19 protein-coding genes and 2 pseudogenes are annotated in these 23,612 nt (G+C 45.2%); 6 read left to right on the forward strand and 15 right to left on the reverse strand.

The window, feature by feature from the left end; translation table 11 throughout:
* Positions 1 to 331 precede the first annotated feature (331 nt).
* Positions 332 to 1,513 carry an acetyl-CoA C-acetyltransferase gene (locus tag JCM19039_RS18320; protein WP_304413214.1) on the forward strand — a complete coding sequence of 394 codons (1,182 nt, stop codon included), beginning with the start codon at positions 332 to 334 and terminating at the stop codon, positions 1,511 to 1,513.
* Positions 1,514 to 1,551: 38 nt separating this feature from the next.
* Here JCM19039_RS18320 and JCM19039_RS18325 read toward each other — a convergent pair whose 3' ends face one another.
* Both JCM19039_RS18325 and JCM19039_RS18330 read right to left on the reverse strand, forming a co-directional pair.
* Positions 1,552 to 2,349, reverse strand: coding sequence for a sulfite exporter TauE/SafE family protein (locus JCM19039_RS18325; protein WP_042429951.1), 798 nt, complete (start codon positions 2,347 to 2,349; stop codon positions 1,552 to 1,554).
* 53 nt (positions 2,350 to 2,402) lie between these two features.
* Positions 2,403 to 2,897, reverse strand: coding sequence for a hypothetical protein (locus JCM19039_RS18330; RefSeq protein WP_042429954.1), 495 nt, complete (start codon positions 2,895 to 2,897; stop codon positions 2,403 to 2,405).
* Between the two features lie 205 nt (positions 2,898 to 3,102).
* Here JCM19039_RS18330 and JCM19039_RS18335 point away from each other — a divergent pair, with 205 nt between their 5' ends.
* On the forward strand, positions 3,103 to 3,318 hold the full coding sequence (locus JCM19039_RS18335; RefSeq protein WP_042429958.1) for a hypothetical protein: 216 nt from the start codon (positions 3,103 to 3,105) through the stop codon (positions 3,316 to 3,318).
* 37 nt (positions 3,319 to 3,355) lie between these two features.
* Here the strand turns inward: JCM19039_RS18335 and JCM19039_RS18340 are convergent, their stop codons facing one another.
* The 4 genes from JCM19039_RS18340 to manA all read right to left on the reverse strand — a co-directional run bounded on the left by JCM19039_RS18340 (position 3,356) and on the right by manA (position 8,220).
* Complete coding sequence (locus tag JCM19039_RS18340; RefSeq protein ID WP_042429960.1) at positions 3,356 to 5,287, reverse strand: PTS fructose transporter subunit IIABC; 1,932 nt, start codon at positions 5,285 to 5,287, stop codon at positions 3,356 to 3,358.
* 91 nt (positions 5,288 to 5,378) lie between these two features.
* On the reverse strand, positions 5,379 to 5,807 hold the full coding sequence (locus JCM19039_RS18345) for a PTS sugar transporter subunit IIA (RefSeq protein WP_081834612.1): 429 nt from the start codon (positions 5,805 to 5,807) through the stop codon (positions 5,379 to 5,381).
* The gene (locus JCM19039_RS18350) at positions 5,783 to 7,249 is read right to left on the reverse strand and encodes a transcription antiterminator (RefSeq protein ID WP_042429966.1); all 1,467 of its coding nucleotides are present in this window, start codon (positions 7,247 to 7,249) and stop codon (positions 5,783 to 5,785) included. The genes JCM19039_RS18345 and JCM19039_RS18350 overlap by 25 nt, the downstream gene beginning before the upstream one ends.
* Positions 7,250 to 7,260: 11 nt before the next feature.
* On the reverse strand, positions 7,261 to 8,220 hold the full coding sequence (manA, locus tag JCM19039_RS18355; RefSeq protein ID WP_042429969.1) for a mannose-6-phosphate isomerase, class I: 960 nt from the start codon (positions 8,218 to 8,220) through the stop codon (positions 7,261 to 7,263).
* A 146-nt stretch (positions 8,221 to 8,366) separates the two neighbouring features.
* On the opposite strand from manA, the gene JCM19039_RS18360 reads away from it, so the two are divergent.
* The 3 genes from JCM19039_RS18360 (at position 8,367) to JCM19039_RS18370 (ending at position 11,325) form a co-directional block, all read left to right on the forward strand.
* Positions 8,367 to 9,227, forward strand: a complete 861-nt coding sequence (locus tag JCM19039_RS18360; RefSeq protein ID WP_042429973.1) for an ROK family protein — start codon at positions 8,367 to 8,369, stop codon at positions 9,225 to 9,227.
* A gap of 15 nt (positions 9,228 to 9,242) precedes the next feature.
* Positions 9,243 to 10,001, forward strand: a complete 759-nt coding sequence (locus JCM19039_RS18365) for an SDR family NAD(P)-dependent oxidoreductase (RefSeq protein WP_042429976.1) — start codon at positions 9,243 to 9,245, stop codon at positions 9,999 to 10,001.
* 133 nt (positions 10,002 to 10,134) lie between these two features.
* A complete protein-coding gene (locus JCM19039_RS18370; RefSeq protein ID WP_042429979.1) occupies positions 10,135 to 11,325 on the forward strand; it encodes an iron-containing alcohol dehydrogenase in 1,191 nt (396 codons plus the stop codon).
* Positions 11,326 to 11,367: 42 nt separating this feature from the next.
* Here the strand turns inward: JCM19039_RS18370 and JCM19039_RS18375 are convergent, their stop codons facing one another.
* Both JCM19039_RS18375 and rbsK read right to left on the reverse strand, forming a co-directional pair.
* Complete coding sequence (locus tag JCM19039_RS18375) at positions 11,368 to 12,117, reverse strand: C40 family peptidase (RefSeq protein ID WP_052398935.1); 750 nt, start codon at positions 12,115 to 12,117, stop codon at positions 11,368 to 11,370.
* Positions 12,118 to 12,270: 153 nt separating this feature from the next.
* The gene (gene rbsK, locus JCM19039_RS18380) at positions 12,271 to 13,146 is read right to left on the reverse strand and encodes a ribokinase (RefSeq protein ID WP_042429981.1); all 876 of its coding nucleotides are present in this window, start codon (positions 13,144 to 13,146) and stop codon (positions 12,271 to 12,273) included.
* 76 nt (positions 13,147 to 13,222) lie between these two features.
* On the opposite strand from rbsK, the gene JCM19039_RS18385 reads away from it, so the two are divergent.
* A complete protein-coding gene (locus JCM19039_RS18385) occupies positions 13,223 to 13,828 on the forward strand; it encodes a hypothetical protein (protein WP_042429984.1) in 606 nt (201 codons plus the stop codon).
* Positions 13,829 to 15,314: 1,486 nt separating this feature from the next.
* Here the strand turns inward: JCM19039_RS18385 and JCM19039_RS18390 are convergent.
* The 7 genes and pseudogenes from JCM19039_RS18390 to JCM19039_RS18420 form a co-directional block, all read right to left on the reverse strand.
* On the reverse strand, positions 15,315 to 16,487 hold the full coding sequence (locus JCM19039_RS18390; protein ID WP_081834613.1) for a M20 family metallopeptidase: 1,173 nt from the start codon (positions 16,485 to 16,487) through the stop codon (positions 15,315 to 15,317).
* A gap of 1 nt (position 16,488) precedes the next feature.
* The gene (locus JCM19039_RS18395; RefSeq protein ID WP_042429988.1) at positions 16,489 to 17,847 is read right to left on the reverse strand and encodes a M20/M25/M40 family metallo-hydrolase; all 1,359 of its coding nucleotides are present in this window, start codon (positions 17,845 to 17,847) and stop codon (positions 16,489 to 16,491) included.
* Between the two features lie 12 nt (positions 17,848 to 17,859).
* Positions 17,860 to 18,854, reverse strand: a pseudogene (locus JCM19039_RS18400) (ABC transporter ATP-binding protein).
* Entirely contained in the window at positions 18,847 to 19,839 is a 993-nt protein-coding gene (locus JCM19039_RS18405) for an ABC transporter ATP-binding protein (RefSeq protein ID WP_042429992.1), read from the reverse strand. Before JCM19039_RS18405 ends, JCM19039_RS18400 begins: the two are co-directional and overlap by 8 nt.
* A gap of 18 nt (positions 19,840 to 19,857) precedes the next feature.
* Positions 19,858 to 20,775, reverse strand: a complete 918-nt coding sequence (locus JCM19039_RS18410) for an ABC transporter permease (RefSeq protein WP_042429995.1) — start codon at positions 20,773 to 20,775, stop codon at positions 19,858 to 19,860.
* Between the two features lie 21 nt (positions 20,776 to 20,796).
* Positions 20,797 to 21,713: pseudogene (locus tag JCM19039_RS18415) on the reverse strand (ABC transporter permease).
* A 161-nt stretch (positions 21,714 to 21,874) separates the two neighbouring features.
* Complete coding sequence (locus tag JCM19039_RS18420) at positions 21,875 to 23,374, reverse strand: ABC transporter substrate-binding protein (protein ID WP_238545138.1); 1,500 nt, start codon at positions 23,372 to 23,374, stop codon at positions 21,875 to 21,877.
* Positions 23,375 to 23,612 lie beyond the last annotated feature (238 nt).

Below are 23,612 nucleotides of genomic sequence, written 5' to 3' on the forward strand. Positions count from 1 at the left end.
TAGCCAGGAGACAAAAACGTGAACCGATGTTGCACTTATAGTTCGGACTGCAAGCATCCGCCTGCAGTGGAAAGCAACAACAAACTGCGCAATTAGGAAAATCTTAAGTTCATTCTATATAGATCGAGTTCGGTCGTTCGCGTTCACGAGTAACTTAGAGTGTGAGAAGCGATTTTTTCAGTGAGCTACATAATCGCTTTGATGGGACGGTGATATCCGAGAAAGGTTAAGAGTATCTAGAAAAGTATGCTACGTACATTTTTGAACTGATCTTTTTATATTATGATAAAATTATATCAATTCCGATATCTTTATTAGTAAATAAGGAGTGATGATCATGAATGACGTGTATATCGTAGATGCAAAAAGAACGGCTATTGCCACATTTTTGGGAACGTTAAAAGGACAATCAGCGGTTGATATCGCTGTGCCTGTTGCAGAATCGATACTAAAATCAACAGGAATCCCTTATGATGCAGTTGATGAAGTAATTGTTGGCAATGTGTTTAAAGCGGGCCTAAAGGGCAACCCTGCAAGGCAAATCGGTGTGCGCTCGGGGCTGAGTGTGGAAACGCCAGCAATGACCATTGATAAACAATGTGCTTCTGGGCTGAGGGCGCTGACGCTCGGTGCGACGCAAATTGCTGTTGGAGAAGCGGGACTCGTGTTAGCCGGCGGAACGGAGAGCATGACACGTGTTCCAAGACTGTTATTTGGTTCAAGAGATGGTCAGAAAATGGGCGACACGAAGCTCGTCGATGCGCTTACATACGACGGCTTGCACTGTGCGATGGAAAACTATCATATGGGTGTGACTGCTGAGAATCTCGTCGACCAGTACCGGATTTCACGTGAAGAGCAAGACGAGTTTGCGCTAAACAGTCAGAATAAAGCGCTAGCTGCTATTCAAGCAGGCAAGTTTGAAAAAGAGATTGTTCCGCTCGCGGTCCAACAGAGAAAAGAAACCCGCACATTTCACGTAGATGAAGGTCCTCGGGATACGACGCTCGAAAAGCTGTCGAGCTTATCACCGGTTTTTAAACAGGGAGGGTCAGTTACTGCAGGTAACGCCTCAGGCTTGAATGATGGAGCGGCGCTAACACTGCTTGCGTCTAAAGAAGCTGTCGAGCGTTACGGACTCACTCCGTTAGCGAAGATCACGTCGTATGCCAGTGCGGCTGTCGACCCAGCAATTATGGGAATTGGACCTGTACCAGCGACAAAGCGAGCATTGGAAAAAACGAAATTGAGCTTAGAAGACATTGATTTGTTCGAACTGAACGAGGCGTTTGCGGCACAGGTGATCGCTGTGAACCGTGAGCTTAAAATTCCTGATGAGAAGATTAACGTCAACGGTGGAGCGGTTGCACTGGGCCACCCTGTAGGCTGTTCGGGCGCAAGAATTGTCGTCTCTTTACTTCACGAGCTTCATCGGCAAAAGAAGTCACATGGGTTAGCTAGCCTTTGCGTCGGAGGTGGGCAAGGGGTTACCATCGTCGTGGAAGCTGTTTGATATCGAGCAGTGCTTGCTAAAAAACGGCAGGCACGCTTTTATCCGAAAATCATCATCATGACAACGAGCACTAACAGAAGTAAGTATATTTTGGAGAATAGACCATCTGGAAGTTTTTGCGCGATGATTCTCCCTAAAGGAACTCCTGCAAATCCACCAAGCGTGAAGCCGAGGAGCGCAGGCAAGTAAATAAAGCCGATCGTACTGCCAGGCATGCCTTCAGCTTGTAATCCTGTAATGAGGTACGTAATTGAACCTACAATGGCAATGGGTAAACCTAGCGGGGTTGCGAGTGCAACGGCGTGTAGCATTCGTAGCCCCCGCTTTCGTAGGTAGGGGATGGTCATTAAGCTGCCACCAATACCTAACAGTGTGGAAACAAAACCGATAACGATGCCGCTAATGGCGCCGGTGGATTTCTTCGGATAGGTGAAAGCATGTTCTGTAAAGGCATTTGTAAACGTCCGCTTTGCGACGTTTGAAATGATCACATAAATAAGAAATGCGATAAATACATAGCGTAATCCGTCACTCGGCACGTAACTGGCAATGACACCGCCAACGAATGCCCCCATTGAGATCGTCAACACGAAAAACCGAAAAATCGGCCATTTAACATTGTTTTGACGAGAATGATTAAGTGTTGAATTCAAGGAATTGATAATCATTACCGCGAGAGACGTTCCGATGGCTGTGTGCATGAGGTAAGATGCAGGGATTGATTCAGGTAATAATGCAAACAAAATCGGTACAACAATGAGTCCACCACCTAAACCAAACAGGCTAGAAAGCACCCCAATGAGTACGCCAATAATCGTAAAAATTAAAATGGACACCGGCCCCACTCCTTCCTACCCGAACGTTACAATACCCCTTGATTGTAACACGCCTATGATGAATAGCGATGGAGAATGAGCGGCTCACCTTGTGAGCGAACGAAACAAAAGTCGCGAGACAAAAGGTGATTCATATGTTGAGAGTCGTAGGACGAGTTGCGAAAAAAAACTTTTGCTGTCACGTATAAATGCTTCACGTTCATCCATTGAAAGTAGTGGACGATCTTTTTTAGAAATAACTCTCTCATCGTTAAGCTGTCAAAGCTCGTTTCGATATACATTTCTTCTACAACTGCGAAGTTTCCCCATTCCTTCACCCCATCATCTATTTGTGACAACACCTTCAATACTGAGGAAACATCTTTAGAAATTCCTTTAGAAGGCAATTTAGACATGCTCGTTTCATTGAACAAATAATACTGACAAGAGCCAATGGTAATCATTTCTTCAGCTCCGATGTCAAAATATTGCAATGTCAAATAGCCAATCATGTAATTGTCTTGAGGGTGAAGTGACATGGATCCGCTAATTTCAAGGTAATGGTCCATATTTGTCATCCTTCCCAATTTGGTACTGCCTGGACAGGCATAGATTACCTAGTTGTAAGAAAATACGATAAAACAATGCAAATGGATGCATCAATCGCACAAATTAAGCATTAAGACCTATTTTTCCGACAGTAATCGTCAGTACACTTCGGGGTGAGTTCGTGCATAGTTTAGCATCAAGGGGGCGTTTATCTGAGACATTCCAATGACTTTTTTTAATGATTTAAGACGCTCGTTAAAAACTTTTGAACGTGATTTTAATCATCGGTTCTCTGGAATGAACAAGAGAATTGATGAAGCAGACCGTCGCTTTCAACAAATCGATGAGCAGTTCGAAAAGGATACAGATGAACGATTTAAGCGAATAAATCGAGGGTTCGAACGGTCAACGGATTCTTGGTCAGATGAGTATAGGAACTAAAAGAACAAGCCGAGGTGAGTCCTCGGCTTGTTCTTTTTTAGCGTATTTCATCTAAGTGCTCGTAGATGTCGTCCATTGATGTTGCTTTGGACAAGTCTTCTCTGAATTCATCGTCCATTAGTTTTCGTGAGAGTAGTTGCAGGATTTTAAGATGGTCATCGCCTTCTCTTTCTTTTGGAACAGCAATCATAAAGATGAGTGTTGCATGCTCACCATCAAGACTGTTCCAATCGACACCGTCTCGTTGAATTCCAAAGGCAACAGCAGGTTCTTTTACGTGATCAGACTTTCCGTGTGGGATCGCAATCTGCATGCCTAACCCCGTTGATCCTTCAGCTTCACGATCAAGGATCACTTGTCTGAATGCTCCTACGTCAGTAATGACATCCTCTTCATGCAGTTTGTGGATGAGTTCATCAATGATCCCATCGCGTGTGTTGCTTTGGAGCGTAGGTACAATTAAATCTTTGTTGATCAGGTCTGTGAGTTTTTCGAAAGAGACCGTCGAAGGCTGAGCAGGTGCAATTTGTTCCTTCGCTTGATCATTAGACGCACTCCCAGCAGGGGCTGACCCGGTGTTCTCTGTTACGGTTTTCTTTATGAGGTTCACAAGTATAGCTGTAATGACAGAACCGATCAATATTGCCACAAAGAACATAATCACACCTTCGATTGCACCGAGCACACCGACGATCGGACCGCCGTGGGCAACGCTGCCGCCAACATCAGCAGCCATTGCAATCGCTGCTCCGGCCATCGAACCAATCATGATGGTAGGAATGACCCGAAATGGGTCTCTCGCAGCGAAAGGAATTGCACCTTCTGTAATTCCGAACAATCCCATCGTAAATGAGGCTTTTCCAGTTTCCCTCTCGGACTGGTCGTATTTTTTGCGGTTGATAAATGTTGCGAGACCGAGTCCGATCGGTGGGATTGCAATTGCAGTTGCTACAGCTCCCATAATGGCCAAGTTTCCTTCGGTAATCATCGCAGCACCGAATAAAAAGGCAACTTTATTGACCGGCCCCCCCATGTCAAAGGAAATCATTGCTCCAAGAATTAAGGCGAGTAATATGGCATTCGTTCCTTCTAATCCTTCTAGCCATTGGGTCAAACTATCAAAGACGAAGGCAACAGGCTCTCCGATGACAAAGACGAAGAGAAGTCCGACGATGAGTGAGGACAGAACAGGGATAAAAATAATCGGCATTACTGGCTGCACCGCTTTAGGTACAGGAATCTTCTTAATTAAGAGGGCAACATAGCCGGCGAGAAAACCGGCAATAATCCCACCGATAAACCCTGCTTCTGCTTCACTGCCGTAGATGGAACCGTCAGCTGCAAGCAAACCGCCGATCATTCCTGGCGCGAGTCCAGGCCGGTCGGCGATGCTCATTGCGATAAAACCGGCAAGAATTGGAACCATAAACGTAAAGGCACTTGCTCCGATGGCTTCGATAATGCTCCAGACGGAGTCTTCTGGAACAGCCATTCCATCTTCGGTAGGCACGCCACCTAGTGAGATGGATATGGCAATGAGTAACCCGCCGACGACGATAAACGGAATCATAAATGAAACACCGTTCATAAGGTGGCGGTAAATCGGGTTTTGTTGCTTGTCTTCATTCTTTGTTTCTTGTCCATTACCGGTTTGGATTGTCTTGGCATTACCTTGTAGAATTTGCTCGATAAGTTCTTTCGGTCGATGCACACCGTCTTGTACACCGACTTCCACGTAGGGGAGGCCTTGAAAACGGTCTTTCTCAATCGTTTTATCCGCTGCGAAGATAACGCCTTCTGCATTTTGAATATCGGAAGACGTGAGCACGTTTTCCGCACCGACAGAGCCTTGTGTTTCAACTTTAATTTCTACGCCGAGCTCAGCGGCTGCTTTTTGTAAGTTCTCAGCCGCCATGTATGTGTGGGCGATGCCAGTGGGGCATGCCGTTACAGCAACAATTTTCTTCATGTTTTCTCCCTCCTTGTTCCAATCATACTACTTCGTAAGAGGGAGAATGTAAGCGTTTTTTTACCGGAATGGTGTGCACTTACGGAAACTATTAAAGTAATTCAAAAATGGAAGAAGCATTTGTCATGACGGTAAATCGGTGAATACGGTCAGGGTGGTCACTCAATTGCGAGATCTCTCGGAACAACTGCTTCATGTCTTCACCGTATTGAAGATCAGCGGCGATCAAGAGAACGATACGGACTTGGTTGCCGTCCCAATCAATGGGTTCGGGTAAGATGCCCATTTTCACAGTAGGTGTAAACACGTGATCGGGACTTCCGTGAGGGATGGCGATGCCGCCGCCGATATATGTAGACGACCGCTGTTCTCGAGCGAATGTACTCTCCATGTAAACGGTATTAACTCTGTCCGTGTCTATGAGTGGTTGTACAAGGTCTTCTATTACTTGAAAACGATGAGTGGAAGATAAAAAATGGATATTATCGGCACTGCCTAACAACGTTTTGAGTGCAGACACTTCGGCTTTTGCGTGTTGACGATTGCCTGAGTTAGCATGTCATGCTCATGAGCTTTTAAAAATGGAGATACGACAATGACAGGTTTTTCAGCAGAGTTTATCGGTACGGTTGAGACAATCAGGTCGACTTCCGCGTACCGGATGTGCTCTGGCTCTGAATATGTTGAAACAATGGTGACAGAATGATTTAACTGTTTAATTTTTGCTTCTAATAGTTTGCTCATGCCGCGACCCTCTGGACATACAATCGTGATACGCACAGGGTCTTCAACCCGATCGTCCAAGTGCTCAAGCGCAACTTGGAAATGAATCGTTAAATACGCGACTTCATCATGATGCCAATTGAGGGACAGGTCTAATCGTTCTAGCGATTGCAAGATCATCTCAAACAAATACGGGTATTGTTTACGCACATCAAACACTAGCGGATTGTGCATACGGAAATTTTGCTGAATGCGGATTAAGCTTCCTTCTAAGTGGAGTGCAAGAGAACGAAATAGATTCTGGTCATTTCTGAATGGATACCCGGTTCGTTCGGTTACATCATCCATTAATTGGTTTGTAAATCGTAAGGTTGAATCACTCAAAGTGAGTGTTAGAAAGCTGTGCTCTGAAGAAGACTCATTCAATTCAATACGAGCACTTTGGAAATGGTAAAACAAATAGCGCTTCTCGGCACTTTTCCACCGAATGTTGAATAAAGATTCTAACTGGTGGATAAGGTCGTTCATGTAATCGGGGTAACAATTGTCATGTTTACCCATCATTATGAAGAATTTCTGTTTCATTCGTTTCTCTGATAAAAGAATATGAACGATGATCGAAGTTCTGGCTCGGTAGGTGAGCGTCCAATTCCGCTCTTTCTCAATAGACCGAATGACTCGTTCGACAGCGGCCCAGTCAAATGGGGAGAACCAGTCTCGAATCTGGCCCGAAGCCTGAAATGATCGATGGAACAGCTCGGCAAGAAAGGAGCGGTGATCTTTTTCTTCACCGGTGATGACAATGCCGACATTCGGTTTTCGTTCCAACCCGATGCCGAACTTCTGCATTTGAACGGCAACACCTGTTAAATCTTCACGAATAACGGAGCGGCTCACATAAAAATGGTCGGCAAGTTGTGTAACGGTCAGCGAATCACGCGTTGATACTAACATTCTCGCAAGTTCATCGTGACGGTTTGTTTGCTTAGGGGCTCGTTCAGATGAGAGTAACTCTCGTAAGCGATCGGCTTCTTCATCGGTTTGATCGAGGTACACGCCCTTACTCTGTTTTCTAACGACGCGTCCGAGCTGATGCGATTGAAAATATTCATCGATAGCCGACCACTCATTACGGACGGTTTTATCCGAGCAATTGATCGTCTCGGCAATTGCCTGAATGGATACAGGGCCGTTCTGGACGAATAGATAGAGAACAATGGCCACTTGTCTTGAAGTCATAGTGTCGCTCCTTAGTTTGGATGGCTACAAATGATCGTCATATCCCCGTCCATCACAATATTTCTCAAATCATTCGGTAGAAGAAAGTGGTCACCAGCCGCAAGAGAAAATGCTTGTTGATTCGTGTGACACGTTCCTTCCCCCTGGACGACCGTTGCGAGCAGATAAGATCCTGGGCGTTCAAATTGAAATTCTCCTCTGACCGATAATTCGTAAACGGAGAAGGATGGCGCTTGGACAAGTCGGTTGATAATGCCTCCAGCAGATGCAGAAATGGTCGTGTTATCTCGGCCTATCGCTTGTTTATCGGGTGTGTTCGTTACTTGAATGGCTTTGTCTAAATGTAATTCGCGTTTCTTGCCATCGGATTCAACTCGGTCAAAGTCATACACACGGTACGTCGTGTCGGAACTTTGCTGTGTCTCGAGAATGATAATCCCCTTGCCGATGGCGTGAATCGTGCCGCTCGGAACGTAGACGAAGTCTCCTTTTTGAACAGGCACTTTTTTCAATAAACCATGCCAGTCTTCTTCAGCAACTTTCTTCTGAAATTCTTCCGTTGTTTCGGCGTGATGACCGAGGATAAGTTCTGAACCAGGACGAGCATCGACGACGTACCAGCATTCTGTTTTTCCGTAGGCTTCATCGTTTTCGAGTTGTTTTGCTTCATCATCATTCGGGTGAACTTGCACAGACAGATCATCTGTAGCATCTAAGAGTTTAACGAGCAGTGGGAACTCCTCGCTCGTTAAGGATTCACCAAATAAGGCAGGTTCATCTCGGTATAAATCGCGAAGTGTCACGTTGTCATACCGCCCTCCCTTGACGATGCTCTCTCCATTTCGGTGCGCGGAAATTCCCCAGCACTCCCCTGTGCGTTCATAAGGGAGCGTATACCCGAAAGACTGCAAGTTGTTTCCTCCCCAAACACGGTATTTAAATACAGGTGTAAAAAATATTGGTTCATTCATGAGTTGGTCACTCCTCTGTTTAACAATCTATGTAGAAACTATCATATTTGTTTGGCAATTGCCTAATAGAAAACGTCCGAGTTGTTCTTGGAATCTCTGTTTGATATATTAAAACTCAAGGAACACGACGGCGGAGAGTGATGTGAATGGTTCGTATTGGTGGGTTAGAAGCAGGAGGAACGAAGATGGTCTGTGCGGTGGCAGACGCAAAAGGTCAGATTGTTGCACGGGAGACATATCCGACAAAAACACCGGAGGAGACACTTCCACAACTCGTTCAATTTTTCAAAGAGCAACAGATTGATGCGCTCGGAATTGGTTCATTTGGGCCCGTACATCTTCAAGACGACAATTACGGTGTGATCGGAAATACACCAAAAATTCCATGGATTGGAGTGTCGCTCTATCGAGTGTTTGCTGATGAATTGAACATTCCGGTCAAGATCACTACAGATGTGAACGCAGCCGCCTACGCTGAGCATCAAGAAGGAGCAGCCAAAGGGTTAGATAGTTGTCTATACATCACGGTAGGGACCGGAATTGGTGCAGGAGCGATTATGAACGGAAACGTTATGCAAGGGTTTTCTCACCCTGAAATGGGACATATTCAAGTGAAGAGAAACGTTGAAGATAATTTTGAGGGGATTTGTCCTTACCATAAAGATTGTCTTGAAGGTATGGCTTCTGGCCCTGCAATTGAAGCGAGATGGGGGAAAAAAGGGTCGGACTTGTCCGAAAGAGCAGATGTGTGGTCATTACAAAGTGATTACCTCGGACAAGCGCTCGCGCAATACACGTTCATGCTCATGCCAGAAAAGATTATCATCGGTGGCGGCGTGATGAACCAACCGGAAATTATGCCGAAGGTTCGTCAAGCGTTTCTTCGGCATTTAGGAGGGTATGTGGATATTCCTTCGGTGGCGTCGTTTATCGTTTCCCCTGGATTAAAAGGAGAGTCGGGGGCAAGAGGGGCAATTCTATTAGGAAACGAAGCGTATAACGAATAACGGAGGGATCCGAACATGTCGAGATTGGAAGGGCTAGCCGCCATCGTTACGGGAGCAGCGAGCGGCATCGGGCTAGGGACTGCCAGATTGTTTGCAGAAGAAGGGGCAAATGTTGTTCTAGCCGATATTGACGAGCAGCTACTGAAACAGGAAGTAGACAATTTGCAAAGCGAAGGATTGTCCGTCACACGGTCCACGTTAGATGTGACAAAAAAAGAAGCGTGGGCACACGCGGTGCAGTATGCGCTTAATACGTATCATCAAATCGATATTTTGGTCAACAATGCCGGTATTCATCGCCCGGATAAGCTGTTGGACACAGAGCTAGACGTGTGGCATAACGTAATGGATACGAATGCGACGAGTGTATTTCTCGGGATGCAGCAGACGATTCCACATATGCAACAATTAGGAAAAGGGTCAATCATTAACATCGTTTCAGTGGCGGCATTGACCGGCAGTGGTGCAGCTGCTGGAAACGGGACAGCGTACAGTGCTTCAAAAGGAGCTGTCCGTGCGCTAACGACACACGCCGCCAACCACTTTGCCAAAGATCAGATTCGTGTGAATGCGATTTTCCCAGGTCCTATAAAAACACCGATTATGGGAGAGCGCCAAAAAACGATCGCTGAACGGAATAAAGACGTTGTTCCTCTTCCACCTTACTACGGGGAAGCCCGAGATATTGCTTATGGTGCACTATATTTTGCTTCTGATGAGTCACGGTTTGTGACCGGAGATGAACTTGTGATTGACGGTGGTTCTGTTCGTTAAAAAAGAAGTCACTTTGCTACAACACTAGCGAAGTGGCTTGATTTTATTTAGGGATATGCTACAATGTTAAAATATTGATTTTTCAAACAATTAATAATTGAAAGCGCTTTACAAAGTAGTGAGGAGGAAAAGTATGCACACGATGCAGTTTCCAAAGGAACTTGTGTATGGCCAGGACTCGTTACAACAAGTAGGGCTTTTATCTAAGAAACTAGGAAATCGCGCATTGATCATTAGTGATGAAGTCATGAGAGAGTTAGGTGTCGTCGCTGAAGTTTCAGAATTATTATACGATCAAAACGTAGACTCGGTTGTGTATCTTGGGATTGTTGGTGAGCCTAAAGATACGTATGTGACAGATGCCTTACAACTTATTCGACAGCAACAGTGTGACCATATCGTTGCGGTTGGTGGGGGCAGTTGCATTGATACGGCGAAAGCTGCAGCTGTTGTGCATACGAACGGTGGTCAAATTCGTGACTATATGAATCAAGCGAAAATGGCTGTAGAGCCTGGACTTCCTTTGATTGCTGTTCCTACGACTGGGGGAACAGGTTCGGAAGTGACCGATGCTACGGTCATTACCGATGTTTCCGATGAAATGAAAATGATGATTAAGCAACCGGCATTTATGCCAGAAGTTGCGATCGTCGATCCGCGCCTAACGCTCACGACCTCTCCAGAGATTACAGCAGCAGTGGGTATTGATTCAGTTACGCATGCACTTGAAGCCTATTTATCAAAAGATGCCCATCCGTTTACTGATCAACTAGCCGTAAATGCATTATCGCTTTTGTTAGATAACCTTCGGGACGTCTATCACCACGGCGACCGTTATGAAGCGCGCCATCAGGTGATGTATGCAGCGATGCTTGCAGGTATGGCATTCTCCAACGCTTCTCTTTGTCTTGTGCACGGCATGTCTAGACCGATTGGCGCGAAATTCCATGTTCCTCACGGCATTTCAAATGCGATGTTACTTCCAGTTGTAGTAGAATATACGATGCCAGCGTGTGAACAACGACTATATGAGCTTGCCTGTAAGGTTAGTCCAGAAAGAAACAGCCTATCCCAAACAGATGGGGCGAAAGCACTCGTGAAAGATCTGTTGCGGTTATGCCAAGATTTAAATATCGGAAATTTTCAATCATACGGAATTTCTGAAGAAGATTACATGGGAGTGAGGGAGAGGATGGCAGAAGAAGCGCTATTGAGTGGCAGTCCAGGCAATAACCCGAGAGTTCCAGATAAAAAGGAAATCGTCACCCTCTACGAGCGAGCGTATGCTTATCAATACTTTGCATTGGAAGAAATAAACCGCTGAAGCCATTTGGCTTCAGCGGTTTATATTACATTGAGCGATAACCTAAGAAATGGTTTGGTAGTAGTTACTACTCAAGTTGTCTATACGAACTCCGCTAGAGCTTGCGTGAATAAATTCGTTGCCGCCAATGTAGATACCGGCATGTGTTGCCGTGTTAGACGTGTTATACGTTCCTTGGAAAAACACGAGGTCTCCAACAGCTGGAGCGGACACTGGCGTGCCTGCGTCATAGATCGCTTGTGTTGTTCTAGGTAATGATTGACCGTTTTGCGCGAATACGTAGTTTAAAAACCCACTACAATCAAATCCAGCTGGCGTCGTTCCGCCCCAAGAGTATGGAGTTCCTATTAACCCTTGTGCCGTGCCAATGACACCTGATGTACTCGATTCGGTTGAAGTAGACGTTTCCGTTGACACACTTTTCACTTCTGAACGACCTGTCAGCGCTTGGAACGTATTTGGCCCTGCAATGCCGTCGACAGAAAGACCTTGTGCTTGTTGGAAGCTCCGAACCGCTTCTTCAGTAATCGGTCCAAAAATACCATCGGCGTTTACGTGAGAATGACCGGAGTCTTGTAAAGCAGACTGAAGGTCTACTACTGATTGTCCACGATCTCCAATTTGGACAATGCCTGTAGCGCTCGCTTCCACAGCTACAGTTTCAACGGCTGCCGTGTCTCCTGCAGGAGCAGAAGCAGAAGCCGTTTCAGTGAACATAGAAGGTGAAAAAGCGAACAAACTAGCAGCAAAGCTAGTCGTAACGACAAATTTTGTTAGACGAGTATAACGCATGAATTAAACATCCTTTTTCTATGTATTTCCGTGACGAGGTAAATAAGCAACACCCTCATCATAAGGAAGATAGATTGCGAAAGAATGTCGGTTTCATGACATACGGATTACAATAATATTCCAATTTTAGTCAAAATATGACACAAAGTGACATTACTTTGTGCCTAGTCGCTCCCAAACCTGCGTGGCTGTTGGCATTCCTGCTTGCGCTCCGGTCTTTTCAATCGATAACGAGGCGGCAGCGTTCGCAAACGCGATACACTCTCGTAATGTCTGTTCAGTGTTTAGTGCAACAGCAAAGGCACCATTAAACGTATCACCTGCACCCGTACTATCCACCCCGTTTGTTCGGAAGCTAGACACGATAATCCGTTCGTTTCCATCGTGATACATTGCCCCATCTTTTCCCTTTGTGACGATGAGTTTATTCGGGTATTTTTCAACAGCTTCCTCAGCCGTTAGATCAAACAACGCTTTGCATTCCAACTCATTTGGCGTTAAATAATCAACACAATCAATCATCTTTTCGGACAGTCGTTGTGCTGGGGCAGGGTTTAAAATCGTCGTCGTCTTTTCTTCCCAAGCAACACGTACGACTTCTTCAACGAAAGGGAGAGGAACTTCAAGCTGAAGAAGGAGAGTCGTAGCGTTTTTAATCACACTTCGATAAGCTTCAGCGTCAGTTGCCGCCCAAGTAAAATTCGCTCCTGGGGCGACAATGATCGAATTGTCATTGTTTTGGACGGTAATCGACGCGATGCCTGTATGTTCTTCAACAGCACGAACGTTGTCCACGTTTACAAATTCTTGATGCAATTGTTCATATAAAGCGCGGCCGAACTCATCTTTGCCGATGCGTGCGACGAGTTGAACGTGTTCGCCAAGTCGTGCAACGGCTGTTGCTTGATTGGCCCCTTTTCCGCCAGGAGAGGTGGCGAACCGTTCGCCTAGAACGGTCTCGCCAATTGCGGGTTGTTGCTTTGTAGACGTAATCAAATCCATATTCACACTGCCAATAACGGTAATCATTATCCGTACCCCTTTTGAATGTTAAAGTCATGATTCCTTCTTTACCTGAATAGAAGAGAGTAGAGGAGTGGATCATTTGAAGAGATTCAGTTTTTTGTTTGTCTTACTCATACTTACGAGCTGTTCTTTTTCCTCACAAGCGGTTCGTGTGACAGAAAGAGATGTGATTGATTTTGAACAGCTCAACTTTTCGATGTATTTACCGACCGATGCGGTTACATTAAAATATGAAATGCACTATGAAGGGTCCAATGATCGAACGTTGAAAGAACGTAAAATCGAGCCGACAACAAGTATGCATTATACAATTACACAATCTGTGAATCAAGAAATGACGAGTCGCGGACAGTATGAATTGACGAAAGACTCGCTGCAAGGCAAGCGAACATTAAGGTCCGAAAAGGATGCTCCGCACACGTTACTTAAGTCTGAACCATGGGAAGATGAATTTTTTACATTTGAAGTAGACAAACATTTTTATGAAGTGAACATAAAAAACCAAAACTACGAAAAGTGTGTTGCCCAAGTACAGTCCAACGATACACATGTTGAAGTAGGCAGAACCTATTTCTGTCCAGGAGTCGGAGAAGTGTTCAGTGAAGTGAGATTAGAAGAATCCAAACCTAATTATATTACAGAGCTAGTTGATGTCGTGAGTTTTGGAGCGGAGAAAGGCAAGTAGATGGTGAAGGTAGTAGGGTGGGGCGTCCAGAGTGAGGGAAATGGACGTGTGATAAACGTTAAATTTTTCTGAATGGGACTGTCTTTCTAAGGGAGGCAAAACCAGTTGAAGTTCTCTCGGGTTTAACAATACCATTTTGTAAAACGTTTGTTTTCTATCTATAGATGATAATCGGGGATATGAGGGAATCTTATAACTGTTTTTTTAGCTGTTTCCAAAGTGCCTTGATTGCGAACCTAATCACCCACCCGTGCCCGGTTTGGCTGCGCTTTGTTCCCAATCGATGGCCGTCTAATTCCAAACAGGCGTTTATGAAAACAGATCAAGCACTTTAATGAGAATAACCGACAATCTATTTCCAAAGACTTGGACTATTCTCTCAAACACTTACACACTTTGCCTCACTCACGATGAGTGGGTCCAAAATCGTGAGAAATTCTGTAATCCAGCATATTTTAACAGTACTTAGTTGTTTTTAGCACGATCTAGATCATGATTCTCCTATAAATTCCCAGAAATGAGCAGCCATCGCCACCGCAGGTGCTTAAAACTGTGAAAAAACGATCTAGATCATCATGAAAACGATCTATATAAGTTGAACGAAAGAAATTCACTGAATCGGATGACCGAGAAGGGTCTTTGCGGGTGAGTGCTTGCATATTGTCTGTTGAAATTCATCTCGTTGCACTTCGACAACTTCGTTGCCGATCGTTGTTCGTCACTGCAAGGGTTGCGGGCAACACGAAAAACGTTTGCCGAAGGGTAAAAAGTCGTGACCGAGGCTCACTACTTGGCACAAGCATGTGATTGCCGGTCACGTATGTGACAATCCAGCCCTCAAACCGGGCACTTTCGGCACGCAACTGTCACAAATCGCACGATTTGTGACAGTTGACACCGTTTATGTGCGCATTCACGTTTAAAATCATGATTTTTCTTTCTCAAGTGTCACATTAATGAATATATGGGGCATTTGGACTTCTTTCCACACACCGTAGCCAGGAGGCAGAAACGTGTACCGATGTTGCCCTTGTACTCTGGAGTGTCAAGAAAACACGGTGGGCGTCTTTTGACCACCGATGTTGCCCTTATGCTGTGGAGTGTAAAGAAAACACGGTGGCTGTCTTTTAGCCACCGATGTTGCCCTTGTACTCCGGAGTGCAAGCATCCTCCTGCAGTGGAAGGCAACAACAAACTGCGCAATTAGGAAAATGTTAAGTTCATTCTATATAGATCGCAAAGTATCTGGAATAAACCATCGTTTTAACGCGATCTAGATCGTTCCGGGAGTGATCTAGATTGCCAATCTCCTAAAAAATCCCACACGATAAGCAAATCGCCGTTTGTGTGAGCAAACACCAATTCAACCGCTGTAGAGAGAGGTTGCACACTCAAACTTCTTCGTATGCTTGGATGTTTTGAGTTCTCGCTAGCATGGATTACCTAGCTAGATGCGAAAGCATGATCCTTCCACCATTACGCACGTTTAATGGGCAGCTAAATAACGATACGCCCATTCAGTGAGCAGGGCACTGCCGAGTGGCAAGGCATCCTCGTCGATATTGAAATCGGGGGAATGAAGAGAAGCATCAATGTTTTTGCTTTTGTTGCCAACACCGAGGCGAAACATCGTGCCTGGAATTTGCTCGGTATAATATGAGAAATCTTCTCCGCCCATGGACGGTTTTCCGTAATGAAGCGCTCCAGAACCGAGCACATTCTCGACCGATTGTTCAAGGACCGGGATGAGCTGTGGGTCGTTGTATACGGAAGGAAACCCGCGTCGGTAATCCATCTCATATTGCGCGTCAAATGCTTCGGTGATTCCTTTAACAATTCTGTGCATTTCCGACTCAACGAGGTCACGGGCGGAAGGTTCTAACGTTCGCACGGTACCACCAAAGACGACTTCGTTCGGAATGACGTTGTCTGCAGAGCCTCCGTGAATACGGGTAATTGACAAGACAGCAGAGGACAATGGGTCGACATGCCGGCTAACAATTTGTTGTAGCGAAGAGATGACCTCTGCCGTTATCGTGATTGGGTCCGTTGCAAGGTAAGGGTGGGCGGCGTGTCCACCCTTACCAATAATCTTTACAGAAAATACATCGACAGCTCCGGAGCTAAGTCCTTTTGTAACCGATGCCGTACCAATCTCATTTTTGGCATACACGTGTGTACCGGCAATCGCTTCAACTTTCGGGTTGTCGAGTGCCCCGTCTTGAATCATGCGCTCTGCCCCACGTAACCCTTCTTCTGCAGGTTGAAATAGCAACTTTACATTTCCGCGTTCAGGTGGCTCGTCTGCGAGAAGTTTCGCGGCCCCGAGCAACATTGCTGTATGCGCATCATGACCGCACATATGGGCGATGCCATCATGCTTAGAGCGATAGTCCAACTGCTCATTGGCTTCTTGCATCGGAAGTGCGTCCATGTCTGCGCGCAAGCCGACGGTCGGGCCGTTTGACTTTCCTGGAATGAATACAGTGAGCCCCGTCTTTGCAAGTCGCGTCGCGCTCAATCCAAACGATTGTAGCTGCTTCTCTACATAATTGCGCGTCTCAAACTCTTCAAAACCAAGCTCTGGATGTTGATGGAACTGTCTTCGCCACGTGATGAGTTCTCGTTTTATTGCTTCTGCGCGTGTACGTGTAGTCATGTTATTCCTCCGGATCGTTTGCGAATTCATGCACAATGGTTGCCATCATCTTAATGCCATCAATGTAGTCTTGGATGGCAATGTTCTCGTTTGGTGCATGATTTCTTGAGTTTTCATTGCCAACGCCGAGTGACACTGCTGGAATTCCTTGTTTTTGACAGATGTCATACATTGGACCGGTGCCTGGTGTGTTGCGAAGAACGACGGGTTTTTCACTGTATACTCGTTCGACATTGTTTACGATCGTTGAGACGAGTGGGTCACTCGGATCCGTCTTCGCAGGGTGGCATCCGGATAATTTCGTCACGTTGATGTCAGAAAACCCATTTTTATTCAAATGATTCTTCAGCAAATCAAGAATTTCATTCGGATCTTGGTCACCAACGAGTCGAAAATCTAGCTTTACTTTTGCTTTAGACGGAAGAACCGTTTTTGAGCCTTCCCCGGTATACCCTGACTCGATACCACAGATTGTACATGTCGGTTGGAATAACAACTTTTCTTTCAAACTCATACCAGATAAGCCTAGCAAGAAGCCGTCAAGGTCAAGAGCGGAGAGGGTAGCATCTTCTTCATAGTTCATGTCTTCGAGAATTTTCTTTTCAATCGGTGTTGGTGCATGCACACGGTCGTAAAAACCATCAATGAGGATTTCTTCTTGCGCATTTTTCAACGTGCTTAATGCCCATATTAATTTCCATGCTGGGTTCTCGATAACTGCGGCATTTGCCGAATGTAAATCGGTGTTTGCCCCTGTTGCTTCTAGTTCTACGTAGAGCATCCCTTTCACACCTAGAGAGACTTGCAACTGCCCGTTCGGATTTTTGTAGCCGAATTCCCAAATGCAACCATCGGACGCAAGTTTGTCCGGATAACGATCCGCGAATTCTTCGAGATGAACACTCCCGATTTCTTCCTCACCTTCAAAGATGAATTTCACATTCACAGGCGGTTTGCCATACACGTTCGTGTAGGCATGTACCGCACAAATTCTCGCCATCAAATTTCCTTTGTTGTCAGCGACCCCTCGTGCATACATTTTGCCATCGCGAATATCTGCAGAGAAAGGATCACTTTCCCACAACTCAATGGGGTCTTCTGGTTGGACGTCGTAATGATTGTAGAAAGAGAGCGTCTTTTCTGCACCGGTGTCTAGTTCACCAAAAACGACGGGAAAGCCACTCGTCTCCAATTGTTCTGATACGGCACCTGTCTTCTTTCGTAAGTAATCTTCAACCATAGTAGCGGTCGTCTCCATCCCACGGTTTTGGGCAGCGACGCTCGGTTGCCTACATAAATCGCGTAACCATTCAATGTACTCCTCACGATGATCGTCGATATACTGATACACTTCTTTCATATTATGAGCCTCCTAGTCTTTGTTTCGGACGGGAAAGTGACAAGCGACATAATGCCCAGCTTCTTTTTCTTCAAATTCTGGAATCTCGACTTTACATTTCTCCGCGGCCATAGGACAGCGAGTATGGAATCTGCAACCAGTTGGAAGGTTGATTGGACTTGGGATATCCCTTTAATTTCTGGCCGTTCGTGTTTCTTTCTTCTCGTTGGGTCAGCGATAGGGACGGCTTCTAGCAGTCCGATTGTGTACGGATGCATCGGCTGATCAAACAGCTGTTTCTTTGTCGTCATCTCTACAATTTTTCCAAGGTACATCACAGCGACACGGTCGCTGAAATGTTTAACTGCAGGCAGTCCGTGTGCGATAAATACAAACGTTAAGTCCATGTCTTTTTGCAGCTTTTTTAAAAGATTTAAGATTTGTGCTTGAATGGATACATCAAGTGCGGAGACGGGCTCGTCACAAACGATAATCTTCGGCTTTAAAGCAATGGCACGAGCAATACCGATTCGTTGTCTCTGACCGCCACTGAACTCGTGGGGAAAGCGATACGCTTGCGCTTCACTTAGTCCGACTTTTTCCATTAAATCAAGCACTTCGGATTTTAATTGTTTCGCTGAATACGAGTGATGAGTACGTAATGGTTCTGCAATGATGTCAAAAACTTTCATACGTGGATTAAGCGACGAGAACGGGTCTTGAAAGATCATTTGCATATCTTTTCGCTTTTCACGTAACGCCTTTGATGAAAGCTTACTAAAATCTTCACCATCGAAGAAGATTTCACCAGACGTTGGGGTGAGTAGACGCATGATCGCGTTGCCTGTTGTTGATTTCCCACAACCTGATTCTCCAACAATGCCAAGTGTTTCCCCGCGATTCACGAAAAAGCTTATGTCGTCAACCGCTTTTAATTGCTCGCTCTTTTGCCCGAACAGTCCTTTCTTAATGGTGAAATATTTCTTCAAGTTGTTCACTTCTAAGATTTTGTCTTCTGCGTTAGGCATTGGCAACCCCCTCACTTTCCTCCGCAAATAACCAGCAACGTACTTGCCCGTCTTCTTCGTCGAGCAGATGGGGTTCTTTTTGAGTGCAAATGTCCATCACTTGCGGACAGCGGGGAGCAAAACGACAACCCGTCGGCATTTCTAACGGATTCGGCACGACACCTGCGATGGATTCGAGCTCATCTTTTTCTTCATGTATTTTCGGGGTGCTATCAAGCAGCCCTTTCGTATACGGGTGCTTTGGCTTCGCAAAAATGCTGTACACATCAGCCATTTCAACGACTTGACCAGCATACATGACGACCACTTTATCAACCATTTCCGCAACGACCCCGAGGTCATGCGTAATAAAAAGGATCGACGTACCGAAGTTATTTGTCACTTCTCTCATGAGCTGCAAGATTTGTGACTGAATGGTCACATCAAGAGCCGTTGTCGGTTCATCGGCAATTAATAGCTTTGGATCACAAGAGAGTGCCATCGCAATCATCACTCGTTGGCGCATTCCGCCGCTCAGTGAATGTGGATAAGAATTGTAAATGTCACGAGCACGAGGAATTTCCACACGCTCGAGCATTTCAATCGCTTTTTCTTTTGCTTCACTTTTGGACATCTTTTTATGCAAGATGAGCATTTCAGAAAGTTGATTGCCGATTTTAAAAACAGGGTTTAATGAAGTAAGTGGTTCTTGAAAGATCATTGCGATGTCGTTGCCGCGAATTCGCCGCATTTTTCTTTCAGATTCTTTCACGAGGTCAGTGCCTTCAAATTCAATCTTCCCTCCGGCAATTTCACCAGGGTCTTCAATCAATTTCATAATGGACAGTGATGTAACGCTTTTCCCAGAGCCAGATTCACCGACGAGTGCAACGGTCTCTCCTTGTTTAATCGTAAAGGAAACCCCATCAACAGAAGGAACGATACCGTTTTCGGTATGAAAATGAGTACGCAAATCTTGGACTGTAAGTAAGGGCTGTTGTTCCATTTCTATCACCTTTCTTTCCTACCTTTTTGCTACTGATCGAGGGTCCAATACGTCTCGAAGCCAATCTCCTACGAAGATGACAGCAAGGACAGTAATGGTGATGGCAATGCCAGGGAAAGTCGCAAGCCACCAGCTCGTCGCAAGATAGTCTCTACCATCTGCTAAAATGCCGCCCCATGATACTTGTGGTGGTTGAATGCCCAAACCGAGGAAGCTAAGGGATGTTTCGAGTATGATCGTTGTCGCCACCGTAAGTGTTGATATGACGATAAACGAAGACATCACATTCGGTAAAAGGTGTCGGACGATAATTTTCCCTTTTCGCACCCCAATGGAAGTTGCAGCTTTTATAAATTCTCTCTCTTTTAATGTTAAGACTTCACCACGAATCAGTCTTGCATAATTCACCCAGTTTGTGACGCCGAGTACAACGATCAATGTCAACATGCCTGGACTAAATATACTCAAGATGACGAGGGCAAATAGAATATTAGGAATGGATAAAAATGAATCAACAATTCTCATAAACACATTGTCAATGAATCCACCGTAGTAGCCAGCGATTAAACCAACCGTTACGCCGATAAATCCTGCAACAACAACAGAACTAATGCCAACGAGTAAAGACACTTGAGCTCCATAAAATAACCGTGTAAGAATATCTCGTCCAAGGTGGTCGGTACCGAGAATATAAGTCATCGTCCCGCCTTCAAGCCAGACCGGAGGTTGGAGCCGATCGACGGCATTCACAGCGTCTGGCGCGTGTGGAGATAGAAGGGGGGCGAGTAGTGCAATGAGCGTAATAATCAGTAGCGTGAACACGCCCACGGTACCGGTCTTGCTTTTAAAGAGAAGGAATTTCCATCGTTTAAATGATTTTGAAAATCCGCTTGTCGGTTTTTTATCTATTTGGTTTGTTGCTTCTGATGTTTGCATTCGTGGACACCTCCTTCATGTCTAGTCATATTTCACACGCGGATCAAACAGTCGATAAAGAATATCTGCTACTAAGTTCATGAGAATAACAATGAGTGCAATAATGAACACACTCGCTTGGACGATCGCCATGTCACGCGTGTTGACAGCTTGAATAATGAGTTGTCCGATGCCTGGCCAAGCAAATACGGTTTCAGTAATGAGCGTACCACCTACAAGCGTAGACGTTTGTAAAAACGTGATCGTAATGACAGGAATAAGCGTATTTTTAAATGCATGTTTGAAAATAACGACTCGATTTTTCAGACCTTTGCTTTTGGCTGTTCGAATATAGTCTTGGTTAAGCGTGTCTAACATGCTCGAACGAATAAGACGAGTCATCTCTGCGAATATTCCGGTTCCAAGCGTGATCGCAGGCAAGATCAAATGGCTCATTGAATCCCGACCTGACACTGGCAACACACCGAGAGTGACGGAAAAGAAAAGAATGAGCATAATGCCTAGCCAGAAGTTTGGCATCGCTTTACCGAGTGCAGCAATTCCTGTTGCAACAAGGTCAATCGGGGAGTTTTTAACGGTAGCAGACCAAACACCGAGCGGGATGGCAATGATAATGGCAAAAGCGATGGCTGCGAGTGCGAGCTCGAATGTTGCGGGAAGTCGCTCAAGAACGATGCTCATGGCATCGCCACCGTAGTGGTAAGACGTCCCGAAGTCTCCTTGTAACATGCCCCACACGTAGTTTCCGTACTGAACGATAAACGGTTGATCCAGCCTAATGCTTCTCGGAGTACTTGTCGATCTTCTTCAGTTGCATCTTCTGGTAGCATCAACGAAACTGGATCTCCAGCTACATAGACGAGAAAGAATACAATGAAAGAGATGATGAACAGAACAGGAATGATCTGCAGGATCCTCCAAAATAAATACCGTGTCATCGGCTTCACCTCTTTTAGTATGTAGTAAATGAAGCACAAGGGAATACACACACCCTTGTGCTCTTCTTCGGTCAGGCAATTTTAGTTTCGTGTAATCGTATCTACGTAGAACATCTCATCAAACGTTGGGGTGTAATTTAGTCGATCGTTCACACCAACGTTTATGGACTCTTGATGAAGGTAAATATCAGGCGATCTTCAGCAATGATTTCTTGCACGCGCTGATGTTGCTCTGCTCGTTCATCTAAGTCCATATTTTGTCTAGCAGCGTCAAGTAGTTCGTCCACTTCGGCGTTCACATAATCATGTTCGCCTTCAGACTCGGTGGAGTAGTAGCGATCAAGTGCGTTATCAGCATCTGCCATTGAGTTTCCAAAGCCAATCATGAAGCTGTCATCGTGTGAACCGCTCTGTCTTAAATCAACGAAGTTGCTCCATTCCATAAATTCTAAGTTCACGTTCACGTTAATCGCTGCAAGCATTCCAGCGACAAGTTCTGCGACTTCAGTGTCTTGGAGGTAGCGTCCTCTTGGAGAGTGGAGAGTCATATCAAACCCATCTTCATAACCTGCTTCGGCCATGAGTTCTAGTGCTCGGTCGATGTCATACACATTCGTTTCGTAAAGGTCCTCATTGGCCCCATTATTTCCTGGTGTCACCCGCGTTCTCGTAGCGGTTCCAGCATCCATTAAAATGCTTTCAATAATGGCTTCGTTATCAATCGCAAGGTCAATGGCTTCTCTGACAAGCGGGTCAGAAGTTGGGTACCCTTCTGTATTTCGAAGCATGAGCATGAGTACACGGTTGGAAGATTCTGACATTAGCGATACGCCGTCTGCATCTTCTATTCTTTCCCATTCACTAGGGGGTACGTTTACCGCAATATCAACACCACCGGTTAAAAGTTCAGCGACACGCGTTGAGTTTTCTGGAATAATTCGGAATGTTAACGTATCCCATTCTTCGTTTTGGCCATCCCAATAATCTTCATAAGCTTCAAACACGACACGGTCGTCACGGGCCCACTCAACGAATTGGAATTCTCCAGTACCGACCGGGTTCTCTAGGAAATGATCCCAACCATTTTCTTCGATATAGTCACTTGGCAATATGCCAGACCCAATTCTCGAAAGTCGGTTAAGTAGAATCGGCTCTGGCTCAGCCGTAATTACGTTGAAATTTAGCTCGTCGATCACTTCAACTTCTTCAATGACGTTGTAGAGAGAATGTTCTTGAAGAGACTCATCGGTTGCCACTCGCTCCAATGTGTATTTCACATCCTCTGATGTTAGCGGGTCGCCGTTGTGAAAAGTAACCCCTTCACGCAAAGTGAAAGACCACGTATAATCATCGACGAGTTCGTAATCTTCTGCTAATTTAGGGATGAATTCTTCATTCTCATGATCATTTTGAACGAGGTAGTCAAACATGTTTACGTGAACAGCCTCGGTAGAAGTGTTGTTATGGTCATGAATGTCAAATGTGACAATGTCTGTACCAAGTGCGATCGTTAAGTCTCGACTATCTTCATCCACATCCATTTCAATATCTTCATCAATCTCACTTGAAGCGGCTTCATCTCCATCCCCACCATTACCACACGCAGCCATACTCAAAAGTGCAACAGGAGCAAACGCAACCATCCATGCATGTTTTTTCAATGTAATCCCCCCTAATAATTGTAAGAAAATCATAGAGCATTAATATTCACTAATAGCAGTGGGTTCTTTCGTCTCTGTAGTAATGAATGATGATTCTTTTCCCCTTGAGAAACACCGAATTTCGTTAGAATTTGCTGAAAATTCTTGCCAATACCCCCTCTAGTAAATCAAGTCTATACACTTTATTACGATTGTGTAATACTATATTAAAGTTAAAATATTCATTTTGCAATATTAT

It is taken from the genome of Geomicrobium sp. JCM 19039 (genome assembly GCF_000698145.1).
GTDB lineage: Bacteria > Bacillota > Bacilli > Bacillales > Marinococcaceae > Geomicrobium_A.